An 18,709-nucleotide genomic window follows, 5' to 3' on the forward strand; every position below is an offset into this window, starting at 1 on the left:
ATGTCGACCGTGGTTGATCCCCGCTTCGAGGCCGACCAGCACCGGCTGGCCGGCCGCCACCTGGTCACCAGCGTCACCGCCCAGGACGAGATCGTGCGTGGCCACCTCGTGCACGGCACCCCCGTCCTGCCGGGCGTCTTCTTCCTCGACCTGGTCCTGAGACTGCTGCGCCACGCCGGCGTGGACCCGGCCGCGGCCGAACTGCGCCGCTGCCTGTTCATCGCCCCCGTCGTCGCCGCGGGCGACCGGGACCGGCAGTTGCAGATCGCCGTGGACTCGCCGTCCCCGCAGGGCGTCCTGCCGGTGACCGTGCGCAGCCGTCCGACCAGCGGCGGTGTCGTGCTGGACGAGGCCTGGGAGACCAACTTCCAGGCCGAGATCCGGCTGTCCGCCGCCGAGCCGGCGGGTCGCGTCGACACGGACCGGCTGAAGTCCGCCGCCGACGAGGTCTGCGACGCCGACACGCTGTACGCCTTCGCCCGCCAAGTGGACATCCACCACCGGGACTTCATGAAGGTGGACGGGACCGTCTACCGGGGGGACGGCTTCTCCCTCGGCGACGTCCGCCTCGGACCCGACGCCCAGGAGTACCTGGACCACTTCCACATCCACCCGGTCACCCTCGACTTCTCCACCCTCGTTCCGTTCCTCCAGTTCGAGCCGGACCAACGGGAGCGCGCCGCGAGGCCGTTCATCCCGATCTACATCGAGTCCTTCCGCGCGTACGGCCGGCTGGGCGCGGCGGCCCAGGTGTACGTCCCGCGCGTCGAGCAACGGGAACTGGACGCCGAGACCGTCACGGCGGACCTCCACATCTGCCACCCGGACGGCAGCGTCGTCGCCCGGATCACCGGCTTCCGCGCCAAACGGGTCCGCACCGCCGACCTGATCACCAGGCTGGCCGAGAGCGAGACAGGCACACCGTCCGCTCCGCCCGCGCCGCGTTCGCTGCCGCCGGCCGAGCAACTCCGGGAGGAGCAGCCGGGGGAGGAGCACCGCAGCCTGGAGGAGGCGATCAGCGACCTGGTGGCCAAGGCCCTGGACAGCGGGGACGCGCCCGTGGACCAGGAGCGGGGGTTCTACGACCTCGGGCTGGACTCGGTCAACCTGCTGACCATCGCCGTCTCGCTGGAGAAACTGCTCGGCACCGAGCTCTATCCGACGCTGCTGTTCGAGTACCCGACCGTGAACACGCTGGCGGCCCATCTGAAGAGCCAGGGGCACCGGTTGACCGGCAGCGGCGCCCCCGCGCCGCAGGAGCAGGGCGAGCCGGCCGTCGTGGAGGTCCCGGTCCCCGAGTCACCTTCCTGGCCGGCCGCCGAGGTCCGGCTCCCGGATTCCCGGCCCGAGGACGACAGCGGGCACATCGCGATCGTCGGTCTCGCCGGACGCTACCCGGGGGCGGCGGACATCCGTGAGTTCTGGCGGGTGCTGCGGGACGGCCGGGACTGTGTCACCGAGGTGCCCGCCGAACGCTGGGACCACGCGCCCTGGTTCGCGCCCGGACGCCGCGAGCCGGGAAAGACCCACGGCAAGTGGGGCGGATTCGTCGACGGCATCGAGAACTTCGACCCGCTGTTCTTCAACATCTCGCCACGCCAGGCCGAGTTGATGGACCCGCACGAGCGGCTCTTCCTGGAGACCGCCTGGCAGACCGTCGAGGACGCCGGCTACACCCCGGAGGAGCTGGGCCGGCAGACCGGCGGCGCCGTCGGCGTCTTCGCGGGCGTGATGTGGAACGACTACCAGCTGCACGCCATCGAGGAACTCGCCCGGGACAACCCGCAGATCGTCGCCTCCACCTTCTCGCTGATCACCAACCGGGTCTCGTACGCCTTCGACTTCCGCGGCCCCAGCGTCTCGCTCGACACCGCCTGCTCCTCCTCGCTGACCACCATCCACCTGGCCTGCGAGGCGATCCGGCGCGGTGAGTGCAGGGCCGCCCTCGCCGGCGGGGTGAACCTGTCCCTGCACCCCTTCAAGTACCTCCGGCTGGCCGAGAACAACCTGCTGTCCACGGACGGCCGTTGCCGGGTCTTCGGCGAAGGCGCCGACGGCTATGTGCCCGGTGAGGGAGTCGGAGCCGTACTGCTGCGGCCGCTGGCCGAGGCGGAGGCGGCCGGGGACCACATCTACGGCGTCATCCGTGGTTCGGCCGTCCAGCACTCGGGCCGTACCAGCGGCTTCGCCGTGCCGAGCCCGGACGCACAGGGCCGGGTGGTCCTGGAGGCGCTGCGGCGGGCCGACGTCGAGGTGGAGACGATCACCAGCATCGAGGCGCACGGCGCGGGCACCACGCTGGGCGACCAGATCGAGATCGCCTCGCTGACCAAGGCCTACCGCCGTTCCACCGACCGCCGCGGATTCTGCGCGGTGGGCTCGCTGAAGTCCAACGTCGGCCACCTGGAGGCCGCCGCGGGTATCGCGGCCCTCACGAAGGTACTGCTGTCCATGCAGCACCGGACCATCGTGCCGACACTGCACACCGAGCGGCTCAACCAGGAGATCCCCTTCGACGACAGCCCGTTCTACGTCGCGCGCGAGCGGCGGGACTGGCCGCGGGTGAACGAGCCGCGCACCGGCCTGCCCGCGCCACGACGGGCCGGGATCAGCGCCTTCGGCTTCGGCGGCGCCAACGTCCACATGGTGGTGGAGGAGTACGAAGGGCAGGCGGAGCCCAGCGGCGGCGGCGTCGGCGTACGGACGGGAACGGCCGACGCCCGGGTGGCACCGTACGACCCGCAGGTCGTGCCGCTGTCCGCGCGGACCCCCGAGGCGTTGCGGGCCCAGGCCGACCAGTTGGGCCGTTTCCTGGCCGAGCACCCCGAAGCGCGCTTCGGCGATGTCGCCCACACACTGCGCGTGGGACGACGGGCCATGGAACACCGGCTGGCGGTGGTGGCCCGGGACACCGCGGAACTGATCGACCTGCTCACCCTGTACGGAGCGGGCCGGACGGACCCCGACCGGCTGTTCACCGGCCGGGTCAGGCGGGGTTCCGGCGGCCCGGCGCAGGGCAGCGGTCCGGCCGGGACCGCTGCGGCCTGGGTCGTCGGCTCGGACGCCGGCTGGTCGGACACCGGCTGGTCGGGCACCGGCGGGCGGCGGATCTCACTGCCCACCTACCCGTTCGACCGCCTCCGGTGCTGGATTCCGATGGCCGACCGGACTCCGCCCCCCGAGGTCGCCCCCGCGCGGACGCCCGCCGCCGAGGCCACGGCCCCGGGCGAGAACATCGAGGCGCCCGCGGACCTGCTGGTCTACGAGCCCGTGTGGGCGTTCCGGCCCGCGAGCGCCGAGCGGCCGGACGGCGTGCTGCTGGTGCTGGACGACGACACCGAACGCCTGACCGAGCTGCGCCGCCTGGCAGGCCGGGTGATCGCCGTGCGGTCCGGGACGGCCTTCGCCCGCACGGGCGCCGACGAGTTCACGGTCGACCCGTCGGCCGAGGAGGACCACCGTGCCCTGGCGCGGGCACTCGGCGACGAGGGTGTCGACCCCGCCGCCGTACTGCATCTGTGGCCGCTCCGTCAGGACGGTTCCGCCGCGCGTGACGGGGCGTTCGCGCTGGCCCGCGCCTGGCTGACGTCCTGTGTGGGCACCCTGCCCGTCGTGTACGCCCACGCCGGCGCGCAGGAGGACCCCGAGCACGCCGCCGTGGGAGGTCTGGCCCGCGGCGTACGGAGGGAACAGCCCAAACTGGCGCTGAAGACGCTGCTCCTCGATCCGGCCCTCGGCATCCCGGACCAGTGCCGTGCCCTGCTCGCCGAGGCCGCCGCCTGGCAGGACATCGAGGTTCGGGTCGGCCCCGCCGGACGTGAGGTGCTGGGCTTCCGGCGCGTTCTGTCGGCCGACGGTCCTGTCGTGCCCGTGGCCAGGGACGGTGGGACCTACCTGATCACGGGTGGCGCGGGAGGACTCGGACGACTGGTCGCCCGGCATCTCGCGGGACGGGCCCGGGTGGGGATCGCCCTCCTCGGCCGCTCCCCGCGCGGAGCCGAGCAGGAGGCGGCGGTCGCCGAACTGGTCGCGCTGGGCGCCCGGGCCCAGTACTACAGCTGCGACGTGACCGACCGGCTCTCGGTGGCCGGGACCGTGTCGGCCGTGGTGGCCGAACTCGGCCCGCTGACAGGGGTGTTGCACGCGGCGGGAGTCGTCGAGGACGGGCTGCTGCTGAGCAAGGACAGTGCGGGGATCCACCGGGTCACCGCGCCCAAGATCGTCGGCACCCGGCTGCTGGACGAGGCCACCCGCGATTCCGCGCTCGACTACTTCCTCCTCTTCTCCTCCACCACCTCGGTGCTCGGCACGGTCGGCACCACCGACTACACGGCAGGCAACCGCTACCTCGACGCGTTCGCCCACCACCGCGAGACACTGCGGGCCCGCCGCACCCGGCACGGACGCAGCCTCTCGGTCAACTGGCCGCTCTGGGCCGAGGGCGGCATGCGCATCAACCCCGCCGTGGAGCGCACGGTGCTGGAAGTCAACGGCCTCGAACCACTGGACACCCCGGACGGACTCGCGGCTCTGGAGTTCGCCCTCCGCCACGAAGCCCGCCAACTCGCCGTGTTCCGGGGTGACGTGGCCCGCCTGGAACAGCGGCTCACGATGCACCGTGCGGAGGCGGACGCCGGTACCGGTACGGGCACGGGCACGGTTGCCGAGGTCGGCCGCCCCGAGGTCCAGCGGACCGGCGTCAGCGCCGAGGCGCTGTGCCAGGAGCTCGTTGAGATCTTCGCCGAGGTCCTGAAGCTCCCCGAACAGGACCTGGACCCGGACGAGGATCTCGCCGACTACGGAGTGGACTCGATCGCGGCGATGCGCGCGCTCGACATACTCGAACAGCGCTACCACACCGCCATCGTGCCGTCCGTGGTCGCGCGCCGCCGGACCCTGCGGGCGCTGGCGGAGCATCTCGCCGGGGAACTCCCGGCCGCCGCCTCGGACCGGGCCGACACTTCGGACCCCGCGGCCTCGGAGCCTGCCGCCACCTTGGACCCGGCCGCTGCTTCGGGTCGGTCCGGTACTCCGGGCCGGTCCGATACTCCGGGCCGGTCCGATACTCCGGGCCGGTCCGATACTCCGGGCCGGGCCTCCGTCTCGGACTCCGCCTTCGGTCAGGTCTCCGCCGCCCCGGAGCGTTCCCCCGTCTCCCATCCGGCCCCGGCCCCGGCCCTGGCCCTCGTACCGGACCAACTCCCCGCCCCTGTCCCGGTTCTCGCCCTCGGAGCCGAGCAGACCCCCGTCCTCGCCGCCGCTGAACCGCGTCCCGCTTCGCCGGGGGAGATCCCGTCCCCGGTCAGCACGCGGTCGGCCGGTACCTCCGCCGGGCTCGGCGCCGGGACGCGGTCCGCGTCCGTGTCGGCGACCGTGCGCGGGCCGGCGGCGCCGACCGGGCGGATCGCCGTCGTGGCGGCGTCGGTCCGGGTGCCGGGAGCACCCTCCGTCGAGGAGTTCTGGCAGAACCTGGTACGCGGCATCCACTCGGTGTCCGCCACCCCCGACGACCGCTGGTCGCCCGCCTGGTTCGAGGGCGCCGACCCCGACGTGGTCGACGCGGCCCGCTGGGGCGGGTTCATCGACGGCATCGACCACTTCGACGCGGAGTACTTCGGCATCAGCGAACAGGACGCCGCCTGGATGGACCCGCAGCAGCGGCTCTGCCTGGAGCTGGCGCAGGAACTCCTCGACCGTGCGGGCTACTCCCGCAAGGAGGTCGCCGGAGAACAAGTGGGCGTCTTCCTCGGAGTCGGCGCCAACGACTACGTCCGCCGCAACTGCATCGGCGGCCCGCCGACCACTCCGCAACTCCTGGTCAGCGCGCTGCCCAACATGGTGGCCACCCAGATCAGCCATGTCTTCGACTTCCGGGGCCCGTCCCTGGCCGTGGACACCGCCTGCTCCTCCTCCCTGGTCGCCGTGCACCAGGCCGCGCAGAGTCTGCTGACCGGGGAGTGCGACTACGCCATCGCGGGCGGCTGCGAGCTGCTGCTCGACCCGTTCGTCTACCTCGGCCTCGGCCGCGCGGGCGTGCTCTCCCAGGACGGGCACAGCCGGGTCTTCGACCGGGCGGCCACCGGCACCGTCCCGGGCGAAGGGCTCGGGATGGTGCTCCTGAAGACCGAGGAGCGGGCCCTGCGCGACGGCGATCAGGTGCTCGCCACCCTCCTCGCCTCCGCGGTGAACAACGACGGCCGGACCCTCGGCCTCACCGCCCCCAGCCACGAGGCGCAGACGGACCTGCTGCGCACCGCGATGCGGGCCGCGGGCGTCGACTCCTCCACCATCGGCTACCTGGAGGTCAACGGGTCCGCCAGCCGCTTCGGCGACCCGATCGAGATCCACGCGGCGGCGGAGGTCTACCGCAGCATGGGCAGCGACACCCAGCACTGCGCGGTCGGCTCGGTCAAGTCCAACCTGGGCGCGCTGCTGCACGCCGGCGGCATCGCCTCGCTGGTCAAGACGGTGCTCGCGGTGCGGCACGGATACCTGCCCGCCACGCTGCACTGCGAGGATCCGCATCCGAGGCTCGGCTTCGAGCGCACCCCGTTCCGCCCCGTCACGTCGGGCCGCCCGTGGCAGTCGGAACCCGGGCTGCCACGCCGTGCCGCGGTGTCCTCCTTCGGGTTCGGCGGCACCAACTGCCATGTGGTGCTGGAGCAGGCACCCGACGGCCACCGACCGCGCCGTACGCCGCTCGAACTCACCGGCTTCGAACGGCGCCGCAGGTGGATCACCGCGGGCGCCGGCAGCCCCGGCAGTGACCTGCCGCCCTCCACCGCCCCCCACCCGGGCGCGCCGCAGGCCGCCCGCACAGCCACCGCCGAGGAGGCGAACGCCATGACCTCGGGCGACGACGTACTCGATGCCGTCACCGGCTATCTCGACGAACTCGTCCGCGAACTCCTGGGCACACCGGTCGCGCCCGACCCCGGCGGCTTCCTCGACCTCGGGCTCACCTCGGCCGACCTGATGACCCTGAACGACCGGATCGAGGCCGACCTCGGCCTCCCCCTGGTGCCCACCGTCTTCTTCCGTTACCCCGACGTGGCAAAGCTGGCCGCGCACCTGTGCGCCGAGTTCCCCGAGGAGTCCTCCCGCCTGGCGCGGCCCGCACACCAGCCCGCCGAGGAGTCAGCCGACGGCGCGATCGCCGTCATCGGCATGGCCGGCCGCTTCCCCGGCGCCCGCGACACCGCCGAACTGTGGCAACGGCTGCTGAGCGGCGCGGACCTGGTCACCGACGTGCCGCAGGACCGCTGGGACCATCGCGCGGTCTACGACCCGCGGGGCGGCGACGGCCGTACGGACTGCCCGCGCGGCGGCTTCCTCGCGGACGCCGACCGGTTCGACGCCGCTCTCTTCGGGATGTCGCCCGACGAGGCGGAGGCCACGGACCCGCAGTCCCGGATGCTGCTCGAAGTGCTCTGGGAGAGTGCCGAGGACGGCGCGGTGGCCGGCCGGCTCCAGGGCTCGGACACCGGGGTGTTCGTGGGCCGCTCCTTCCGGGACTACGAGGAGGAGATGATCCGTCGCGACCGCCCGGTGGGGCCGTACGAGCCCATCGGCACCGCCGTGTCCATGTCCGCCAACCGGCCCTCCCACTTCTTCGACCTCACGGGCCCGAGCCTCACGGTCGACACCGCCTGCTCGGGCTCGCTCTACGCCGTGCACCTGGCGGTGGCCGCGCTGCGGCGCGGAGAGTGCGCGATGGCCTTCGCCGCGGGCACCAACCTCATCCTCACGCCCCGGCACTACACACAGCTCTCCGCGATCGGCGCGCTCTCGCCGAGCGGCGCCTGCCACGCCTTCGACGAACGGGCCGACGGCTATGTGCCCGCCGAGGCGGTCGCGGCCGTCCTGCTCAAACCGCTTGCCGCCGCGCTGCGTGACGGCGACCCGGTGCACGCGGTGATCCGGGGCACCGCCGCCAACCACGGCGGCAGGGCCGGCGCCGTCACCGCCCCCAACCCCGAGCGGCAGAGCACACTCCTCGAAGCCGCCTGGGCCGACGCGGGCGTCGCCCCGGACACCATCGGCTATCTGGAGGCGCACGGCACGGGCACCAAGCTGGGTGACCCCGTGGAGGTCGACGGCCTCGTCGCGGCCTTCGGCCGGCACACCTCCCGTACCGGCTTCTGCACCGTCGGCACCGCCAAGGCACACCTGGGCCACACCGAGGCCGCGGCGGGCCTGACCGGTCTGATCAAGGCTGCGCTGACCGTACGGCACGGCCTCATCCCGGCCATGCCGGGCTACGGCCGCGCCAACCCGTACTGCGACTTCGACAGCGGACCGCTCCGCGTCAACGGAACCACCGAACGCTGGGAGCCCGCCTCCGGCCTGCCGCGCCGCGCAGGTGTCAGCTCGTTCGGTTTCGGCGGGGCGTGCGCCCACGTCGTGGTCGAGCAGTCCCCTACGTCGCCGAGGCGCACGCCGTCGTCCGAGGGGCCGCTGGTGTTCCCGTACTCGGCGGCCGACCGCGGGCGGCTGCTGGAGGTGATCGCCCGTCAGCGGGCCTACCTCGCCGACTCGGACGAACCGCTCGACTCCGTCGCCGCCACGCTGCAACGAGGCCGTATCGCGCTGAACACCCGTGCCGCCGTGGTCGCGTCCGACCGCCGGGCACTGCTGCGCGGCCTGGACGAACTCCTGGCGGCAGGATTGACCGGCGACGCGCTGCGCCTGGTGGGCACCGACCCGTCGGCCGACGCGGCGCGGACGGCACGCCGCTGGACCGAGGGGGGCACCGTGGACTGGTCGGCCCGCCCCGAGGCATCCGCCCCCCGGCTGGCGACGCCCACGTATCCGTTCGCCCGCGACCGCTACTGGCTGTCCGCTCCCACCACCGGTGCCGCCGGCCCCGAGCGCGCCCCCGCCCGCTCCACGGTGCCACCCGGCGCACCGACACCCGTCGTCACGCCGCCGCCCAGGCCGCTGACCGGACCGCCCGCGCCCGGCCTCGCGACGACAGTCTCCCCGACACCTGCCGCCAGGTCCGAGCAGGCCACCACCGCCGCCGGGTCCGGACCGGCCGGAGCCGCCGGGCACGCCGTGGACTCGTACCTGCGCGGCAGCACGTACGACGGCCGGCGCGTCGCGACCGCTCTACGGAGTCTCGGTACGACCGCCGCCCGGATGCTCGACGCGGATCTGCGCGGTCGCCTCGGCGGCGATCCGCTGGCCCCCGGAGCGCTGGCGTCGTCGGCCGCCGACCCGTCGTACGATCGGCTGACCGGAGTGATCGAGGGTGTGCTGCGCCGTGGCCGGGCGGCCGACCCGAGCCCGTACGCGCCGGGAGAGCTGGACACGCTGCTCGCCCGGTACCCCGAACTCTCCGCCCACGTACGGCTGGTCGGCGAGTGCCTGCCCGCCCTGCCCGACGTGCTGGGCGGCCGGGTCGACGCGCTGGAGCTGTACTTCTCGGGCGACAACCCGAACGTCCTCGCCGACATCTACCGGGGCAACGCCATCGCCGACCACTACAACGAACTGGTCGCGCGCGCCGTGCACGGTTTCGCCGCCGCACGGCTGGCCGCCCACCCGGGCCGGCCGGTGCGGATCGTCGAGGTCGGAGCGGGCACCGGCGGGACCAGCGACCGGGTCCTGCGGCTCCTCGCGACGCTCGGCCCCGACGCCCGGCACGTCGACTACCGCTACACCGACGTCTCGGCGTCCTTCTTCCGCGCCGCCGAGCGGGAGTTCGGCGGCCACGGCGTCCCGCTGCGCTTCGACGTGCTCGACCTGGAGAAGGAACCCGCCGCGCAGGGCTTCGAGCCCGGCTCGGCCGACCTGGTGCTCGCGGCCAACGTCGTGCACGCCACCCGGCGGATCTCCCGCAGTCTCGGCAGGCTGCGGACCCTGCTGGCCGAGGACGGCCTGCTGGTACTCAACGAGGTCACCTGCAACCTCGACTACCTCGCCCTGATGTTCGGCATGATCCCCGGCTGGTGGGCGTTCGAGGAACCCGCCGAACGTCTGCCCGGCGCCCCGCTGCTGGACGTACCGCGCTGGCGGCAGGCGCTCGTGGCGGCCGGGTTCGCGGGAGTCCGTCCGTTCGGTGCGGCCGATCTCGACGAGACCGACCTGGACCAGTCGGTGCTGCTCGCGACAGCCTCAGGTCCGGTGCGTGAGCAGGCCGCCGCGGAGTCCCCGGCCGAGTCCGCTGCCGAGGCCGCCGCGGCCGTGCCCCTCACCGCACCGGACGCCGCATCGGGAGACTCCCTGATCGCCCATCTCAGCGCGATCTTCGCGGAGTTCCTCCGGCTGCCCGTCACGGACATGGACCCCACCGCGACCTTCGACCGCTACGGTCTGGACTCGCTCGGCGCGATCCAGCTGGTCCGCAGGCTGGAGAAGGACTTCGGGAGGCTGCCGAAGGTGCTGCTCTACGAGCGCACCACACTCGACGCCGTCGCCCAATACCTCCGTGAGCACGCCCCCGAGGCCTGCGCCCGCTTCACCGCGACCCCGACGCCCACGCCCGGCCCGGCACCGGTGCCGGAGGAGGACGAGGCGGCCGCCGACGATCCGGTCGTCGTCGTAGGCCTCTCGGTCCGGTTCCCCGGCTCGCCGGACGCGGACGCGCTCTGGCGCAACCTGCGCGACGGCGCCGACCTGGTCACCGAGATACCCGCCGAGCGGTTCGACTGGCGGCGCATCCACGGAGACCCGGTCCGCACCCCCGGGCGTACGAACAGCAAGTGGGGCGCCTTCATCGACGGCGTGGGCGAGTTCGACGCCGCCTTCTTCGGGATCTCGCCGCTGGAAGCCGACCTGATGGACCCTCAGCAGCGGCTCTTCCTCCAGGCGGCCTGGGCGGCGGTGGAGGACGCCGGCCACCGGCCCTCGGAGCTCAGGGGCACCCGGACCGGTGTGTTCGTCGGCGCCACCTCGCACGACTACGACGGCCACCTCACGGCCATCGGCAGGGACCGGGAGGCGCACTCCAGCAGCGGACTCGCGCACTGCATCATCGCCAACCGGGTCTCCTACCTGATGGACCTGCGCGGACCCAGCCAGTCCGTCGACACGGCGTGCTCCAGCTCGCTGTTCGCCCTGCACGCGGCCGTCCGGGCCATCCGCGACGGCGACTGCGACCAGGCCGTCGCGGGCGGCGTGCACCTGGTGCTCACCGAACCGCTGTACGTGGCACTCGGCCAGACCGGCATGCTCTCGCCCACCGGACGCTGCCGCACCTTCGACGAGTCCGCCGACGGGTTCGTACGGGGCGAGGGGGTCGCCGCCGTGCTGCTCAAGCCGCTGAGCCGGGCCCTCGCGGACGGCGACACCGTGCACGCCGTCATCCGGGGAACGGGCACCGGACACGGCGGCCATGTGCAGTCCCTGACCGTGCCAAGTCCCGCCGCCCAGGCGGACCTGATCTCCTCGGTGTTCCGCAGGGCGGGAGTCGACCCGCGCACGGTGACCTACATCGAGGCGCACGGCACCGGCACGGTGGTCGGCGATCCCATCGAGGTACGCGGTCTGCGGCTCGCCTTCGCCGAACTCACCGGAGAACAGGGCGACGTGGCGGCCCCCTGGTGCGGCCTCGGCACCATCAAGTCCAACATGGGCCACCTGGAGGCGGCCGCCGGCATCGCGGGCCTGGTGAAGGTCGTACTGGCGATGCGGCACGGCACGCTGCCCGCCAGCATCCACTACCGGCGGCCCAACCCCCTGCTGGAGCTGGAGGGCAGCCCGTTCCACGTCGTCGGCGCCACCCGGGAGTGGCGCCGCCTGACGGACGCCGCCGGACGGGAGGTCCCGCGCCGGGCCGGCATCAGCTCGATGGGCTTCGGCGGCGGCAACGCCCACGTCCTGCTGGAAGAACCGCCCGGCCGGGAGGCCACCGCGCCGACAGCCGAGGGCCCGCGACTGGTACTCCTCTCCGCCCGCGACGAGGACCGGCTGCGCGCGTCCGCGCGGCGGCTGCTCGGCCACCTGTCCGCACACCAAGTCCCGCTCCCCGACCTGGCGTTCACGCTGGGGGAGGGCCGGGACGCGATGACCGCGCGGCTCGCCCTGGTCGCCTCCGACCAGGACGGGATCCGGGAGCAGCTCGGCGCCTTCCTGGAGGGGCGGCCCGGCCGGTACGCCGTCGGCACCGCGGGAGCGCACGCCCCGCGGCCCGGGGACCCCGTGCCCGACGACCTCCTGGACCGGGGCCGGGCCTGGGCGGCGGGGGCCGACCTCCCCTGGTCCGTGCTCGGCGGCCCGCGCGGGAGCGCCCGGCGGGTGTCCCTGCCGTCCTACCCGTTCGCGCCCGAGTGGCACTGGGCCCACGGCCCGGAAGTGACCGGGGCGGCGGGAACGCCGGAGGTGCCTGGGGCGGCGGGGACGCCGGAGGGCTCCGGCGGTTCGGCGTACGGCGTGCCGGGAGCGGTCGGGAGCCCGGCGGCGGAAGGCGCGGCCGACGGCCGGCTGCAGGGCGTGCTGGAGGCGCTTCAGCGCGGTGAGCTGTCGGTCGACGAGGTCGACCGGCTGATGACCACGAGCGAGAACGGATCCCACGTATGACCGACGAGTCCGCTTCTCTTCGCCGGAACATCCTGGCCCGGGTCGACTCCGGCGAGCTCACGCCCGCCGAGGCGATCTCGCTGCTGCGACCCGGCGGACACAGCCTGGCCCTGTTCCGCCCGCAGTGGGAGCGGCGGCCTTCTTCCGGGGAGGGACGGTCCGCGTTCCGGGAGGGGCGGTCCGTCTCCGCCCAGGCCGGGGCCGATCCGCTGGGCCTGACGGTCGTGGCCACCGACAGCCGGTCGCTCACCGCGTCGCCCACCGGTGCGCTCCGCGTCGCTGTCGGCGCCGCCGGCCCGCTGCCCGAGGGCACGGCGCACCTCGCCGATCCGACGGACACGGCGGCCTGGGCCGCGCTGTGGGCGGACCGGCGCCGGACGGGTCGGCCGCCGAGCCACGTCCTCTTCCTGGTCGACGTCGCGGCAGACGCGGCGGAACACGCTCTCGACCCCGTCTTCGCGGCCGTGCGCGCGCTGGTCGCCGACCGGGAGAACGGGCCGGTCGAACTCGCGTGCGTGGTCACAGGACCCGGCCGGGAAGCGGTGGCCTCGGCCCTGGGCGGCTTCTGCCAGATCGCCGGCTTCGAGGACCGCCGTATCCGCGCCGTCGCCGTCGAGGCACCCGACCTGCCACCCGGACCGGCCGGGGCCGGGGAAGCCCTCCGGCTCGGGCTCACCGAACTGGCCCAGGCCCGGCCGGGCGCCGCCCAGGTCCGCAACGACCGGCGAGGCCGCGCCGTTCGCACCGTGCTGCCCGCCGCGGCACCGGCGGAGAACCGGCCGGTCTTCCGGCAAGGAGGCGGCTATCTGATCACCGGAGGCGCGGGCGGCATCGCGCTGCGCCTCGCCGAGCTGCTGGCCGAGCGGCACGGTGCCCGGTTCGTCCTGATGGGACGGTCCGAACCCGGGAAGCGGATCGACGCGGCCCGCGCGCGCATCGGCGCCCTCGGGGGAGCGGCCCACTACGTCCGTGGGGACGTCGGCGATCCGGCGGACGTCGAGAGCGCCGTGCGGTTCGCCCTGCGGGAGTTCGGGGCGCTGCACGGGGTCCTGCACTCCGCGGGGATCAACAACGACGCCTATGTGGTCAACAAGGATCCGCGCGCCGTGCTCGCGGTGACAGTCCCCAAGCTCGTCGGCGCCCGGAATCTCGACCTGGCCACCGCCGACCTGCCGTTGGACTTCCTCGCGCTCTTCTCCTCCACCGCCGCCTACCTGTGCATGGCCGGCCAGAGCGACTACGCCGCGGCCAACCGTGGCCTGGGCGGGTTCGCCGCGGCCAGGGAGGCACTGGTGAGGGAGGGACGACGGAGCGGCCGTACCGTGTCCGTCTGCTGGCCGCTGTGGAGCGGCGGCGGCATGGACCTGGAGCAGAGCGACAAGCGGGTGCTGGAGGAGCTCCAGGGCATGGTCGCCATGCCCCCGGCCGAGGGACTCGCCGCGCTGGAGGCGGCCGTCCGCGGCGAGGGCGCGGAATGGCTGGCCGTCTACGGGAACCCGTCCCGGGCCGCGGAATTCATCGCCTCACGGATGGCGGACCGGCCCGGCGGCGCGCTGCCGGATGACACCCGGTCCGCCGGCTGGGCCGTCCACGAACCCGCCGGCGCCTTCGCCGCCGACCCGGCAGCCGCCGCCGGATCCGTCAACGGCCTCAGCGCACGCCCGGCCGCCGCGGACCTGGACGCCGTCCCGGCCGTTCGCGGCTCGGCGCCCGACCCGGCGATGAACCCGGACCCGGCCTCAAGTGCGGGCGTGGGCTTGGTCGTTGCCGTGGAGAGGTGGCTGTTGAAGCTGGTGTCGGAGACCGTCCGCCTGCCTGCCGGACGGTTGCGCCGCGAACAGGAGTTCTCCACCATCGGCGTGGACTCCATCCTGATCCGGAAGCTCACCACCGTGCTGGAGGACGAACTGGGCCCGCAGCCCGTGACGCTGTTCTTCGAGTACCGCAACGTGGCCGAGCTCGCCGCCCAGTTGGTGCGCACCCACGCCGACCGGCTCAGCCGCCTGCTCTCCTCCACCCCGGCCGCCCCCGTCACGGAACGGGAAGCGGCCGTGACCGGGCCGGGGCCGGGGAAAGCGGCGTCCCAGGAGCCCATCGCCGTCATCGGCCTGGCCGGCCGCTACCCCGGGGGCGAGGACCTGGAGGAGTTCTGGCGGTCCCTGTCCGAGGGCCGCGACTGCGTGGGCGAGATACCACCGGACCGCTGGGACCACGCCGAGTACCACGCCCCCGGCGCCCGTCGGCCCGGCATGTCGTACGGGGACTCCGGCGGCTTCCTGACCGACGTGGCCCGCTTCGACGCCGCCTACTTCAACGTCTCGCCGCGTGAGGCGGAACGCAGCGACCCCAAGGAACGGCTCTTCCTGGAGGTCGCCGCCGGCGCGCTCCAGGACGCCGGCTACTCGCGGAGCCTGCTCCACGAGCGCACCCGCGACCCGCGCGGACGCCACGCGGTGGGCGTCTTCGTCGGCGTCACCGGCTCCTCCTACGGCCTCCTGGGCGCCGAGGAATGGGGCCGGGGCAATCGCGTGATCGCACCCGCGATGGACTTCTCCGCGGCCAACCGCCTCTCGTACTGGCTCGACGCGCACGGCCCGAGCATGGTCGTCGACACCGCCTGCTCCGCCTCGCTGACCGCGCTCCACCTGGCCTGCGAGAGCCTCCGCTCCGGCGAGAGCCGCGTCGCCGTCGCGGGCGGCGTCTGCCTCAACGTCCACCCGAGCAAGTGGGTCGTCCTCTCCGAACTGCGGATGCTCGCCCCGGGCGGACGCTGCCGGGCCTTCGGCGCCGGAGGGGACGGCTTCGTGCCCGGCGAGGGCGTCGGCGCCGTCGTCCTCAAGCCGCTGTCGGCCGCCGTCGCGGACGGCGACCCGATCCGTGGCGTCATCCGCGGCACGGCCGTCAACCACGGCGGCCGCACCAACGGCTACACCGTGCCCAGCCCGCAGGCCCAGGGCTGGGTGGTCGCGGACGCGCTCCGCGCCGCCGGGGTCGACGCCCGCGACGTCGGATACGTCGAGGCCCACGGCACGGGCACCCAACTGGGCGACCCCATCGAGGTGGAGGGGCTGCGCCGGGCCTTCGGCGAGTACACGGACGAGACCGGCTTCTGCGCCCTCGGGTCGGTGAAGTCCAACATCGGGCACGCGGAGTCGGCGGCGGGGATCGGCGGCCTCACCAAGATCCTGCTCCAGATGGAACACGGCACCATCGTGCCCACCCTCCACAGCGAGGACGAGAACCCCACCCTCGACCTCGCCCGAACCCCCTTCGTGCTGCCCCGTGCCGCCCAGCCATGGGAGCGGCGCGGCGACCGGGCCCGACTGGCCGCGCTCAGCTCCTTCGGCGCCGGCGGAGCCAACGCCCACGTCGTCGTCGAGGAGTACCGGCCGGCCGTACGGCAGCCCGGACCGCCCGCACGGCCCGAGCTGATCGTGCTGTCCGCGCGCGACGAGGAGCGGTTGCGGGCCGTGGCCGCCCGACTGGCCGAACACCTCGAACGGACCGACGCCGCCGAACTCCCGCTCGACTCGCTGGCCGTCACCCTGCAACAGGGACGCGACCAGCTCGACACCCGGCTCGCCCTCGTCGTACGGGACGTCGCCGAGATCGTCCCCGCCCTGCGCGCCCACCTCGCCGGCCGCGCCGTACCCGGCCTGCTCACCGGACGCGCCGATCTGGCGGCGCCGGCCGACCAGGACCCGGAACAGCTGCTGCGCCTCGCCGAGTCGGGACGGCTCGGCGAACTGGCCAGCGCTTTCACGGGCGGCGCGGACATCCCGTGGCAGCGCGTCGACCGTCCGGGGGTACGCCGGGTTCCGCTGCCCACCTATCCGTTCGCGGGCGGACGCCACTGGCTCCGTAGGACCTCCCGCAAGCCGGAACCCGAGTCCGTCACCGTCCGGCTGGACCCCGCCGACCCGCTCGTCGCCGACCACGTGGTGGGCGGCCGCAGGCTCGTCGCGGGCGTCCTGCAACTCGAACTCGCCAGAGCGACAGCGGAGTTGGAGGGCGCCGGTCCCTCGGCCCTGACGGACGTCCGCTGGCGGGTGCCGCTGGAGGTCGACGACGCCGGGAGCGACGTACGGGTCGTGCTGCGCCCGGCGGCCGACGGGGCGACGTACGAGATCAGCACGGGGGAGGGCGGCGACCGGACGGTCCACAGCACCGGCACGGTCCGCCGGGGCGAACACGACCCGGCCGAACGCCTTCAGCTGGACGCCCTGCGCGCACGCTGCCGGGAGACCATCAGCGGCGCGGAACTCTACGAGCTGGCCGCCGCCGCGGGCCTCGACTACGGCCCCGCCTACCGCCGGGTCCGCACCCTGCGACGCGGTTCCGGTGAGGCTCTGGTGGAACTGGAACCGGAGCATCTGGAACCGGCGTCGGAGCCCGCCGCACCCGGATCCATACCCGCCGGTCTGATCGACAGCGCCCTGCACGCGGTTCAGGGCATCCTTCCCGACGACCTCGCGGCCCGCACCCCGGTCCCCGCGGCCGTCGCGGCGGTCCGCCTGCTCGGTGAGCCCGGCGCGGCCCGTTACGCGTACGCCCGGCTGCTGCGCTCGGACGGCACCACCGCCCGCTGCGACGTGGTCGTCGCCGACGAAAGCGGTCAACCCGTGGTCGTTCTGGACGACTTCACGGTCGCGGGCCGGGCCCGCCCCGCCGGGGAGCCGGTCACCTACATGCGACCGCAGTGGTCCGCCGTCGAGCCCGCACGCCCGGCCGACACCGGACGCGGGCGTGCCCTGGTGCTCTCCACCACCGACGACTTCGGCCTGGGCGCGCGGCTGGCCGAGCGGTCTGCGGACACGCTGGTGGCCGACCTCGACCGTCTCGACCCCGCCACCGACCTGCCACGGCTGCTCGCCGAGGCGGGGCCTGCCCCCGACGTGTACTTCCTCGGCGGAATCGACCGAACCCGCTACAGCCACGAGGACTTGGACCACCTGGAACGCAGCCAGGAGCGCGGTGCGGTCGCGCTCTTCCACCTGGCACGCGCCTTCGCCGCCGCACGTCCGCGCGGCGCCCGGCTCACCGTCCTCACCGCCGGCGTCCAGCAGTTGGACCCGGCCGTGCCCGCCGAGAACCCCTTCGCGGCCTCGCTGATCGGCCTGACCCGGTCGCTCGCCCGGGAGTTGCCCTTCCTCAAGACCGGTCTGCTCGACCTCGACTCGGCCGAACTCGCCGAAGGCGTCGGCACGGACGCCCTTTTGGACGCGGTCACGGCAGCCGCCGACGAGAAGACGGTCGCAGAACGCGCGCGGCGGGGCGGCGTGCTCCTGGAGTGCGGACTCGCCGAGGCGCAACTGCCCCCCACCGACGAGGAGTCGCTGCCACTGCGCCGTGGCGGTCGCTATCTCGTGCTGGGCGGAGCGGGCGGCCTCGGCTCGGTGATCGCCCGCCATCTCGCGACGCGGTACGGAGCCCGGCTGGCGCTCGTCGGCAGGCGGCCCGGCGACGAGCTGCCCGCCGGATACCTCGACGGACTGCGCGAGGCGGGCGCCGAAGTGCTGTACGAGTCGGCGGACGTGACCGACCCCGAGGCGATGGACCGTGTCGTCCGGAGGGTCCGCGAACGCTTCGGGTCGATCGACGGCGTCGTGCACTCAGCCTTCGTCCTCGCCGACCGCACGCTGGAGCGGATGGACGAGCCCACCTTCCGAGCCGCCCTCGATCCCAAGGCGCGCGGCACGGTGGTGCTGGAACGGGTACTGGCCGATCAGGACCTGGACTTCGTGGCGCTGTTCTCCTCCGCGATCTCGCACACCGCCAACCCCGGCCAGGCCAACTACGCCGCCGGGTCCACCTTCCAGGACGCCTTCGGGCGCTACCTGAGCGCCCGACTGCGCCGTCCGGTGCGGCTCTTCAACTGGGGCTTCTGGGGCGAGAGCGGCTCGGTGGCCACGGACGAGTACCGGGCCCGGATCAGTACCTCGGGAGTGGAGCCGCTCAGCGACGAGCAAGGGCTCGACGCCTTCCGCCGGGTGCTCGCCGCGCCGGTCACCCAGATCGCGCCCATCCGGCTCACCGCACCGCCGGGCGGGCCTGCCCGGCGGCTTCAGGAGCCCTCCGGCAGGCCCGCCCTGGCAGACGCAGCCGCCGAAGGCGCGGGCGCGGGGGCGGGCGCCGGGTCGGAGACGCTTCCCGGCCGTGACTACTTCGACGGGGTGGAGCGCCTGGC

Annotated in this window: 2 protein-coding genes (1 of these 2 only partly in view); both read left to right on the forward strand. The window is 74.1% G+C overall.

All coding sequences use genetic code 11. The annotated features are described in order from the left end of the window. Positions 1 to 12,522 (forward strand): SDR family NAD(P)-dependent oxidoreductase, encoded by a 12,522-nt coding sequence (locus ACIP79_RS12000; RefSeq protein WP_401222293.1) that lies wholly within the window; start codon positions 1 to 3, stop codon positions 12,520 to 12,522. After that, positions 12,519 to 18,709, forward strand: the beginning of a protein-coding gene (locus tag ACIP79_RS12005; RefSeq protein ID WP_401222295.1) for an SDR family NAD(P)-dependent oxidoreductase. 8,458 nt of this gene lie beyond the right edge of the window; the window shows 6,191 of its 14,649 coding nt (coding positions 1-6,191); the start codon lies at positions 12,519 to 12,521; the stop codon falls past the right edge of the window. The genes ACIP79_RS12000 and ACIP79_RS12005 overlap by 4 nt, the downstream gene beginning before the upstream one ends.

Origin of the sequence: Streptomyces sp. NPDC088747 (assembly GCF_044751025.1) — a bacterium.
GTDB lineage: Bacteria > Actinomycetota > Actinomycetes > Streptomycetales > Streptomycetaceae > Streptomyces.

What these genes read in the sequence shown, in the direction of transcription:
- ACIP79_RS12000 (WP_401222293.1), top strand. Translation starts at nt 1, where the DNA reads ATGTCGACCGTGGTTGATCCCCGCTTCGAGGCCGACCAGCACCGGCTG.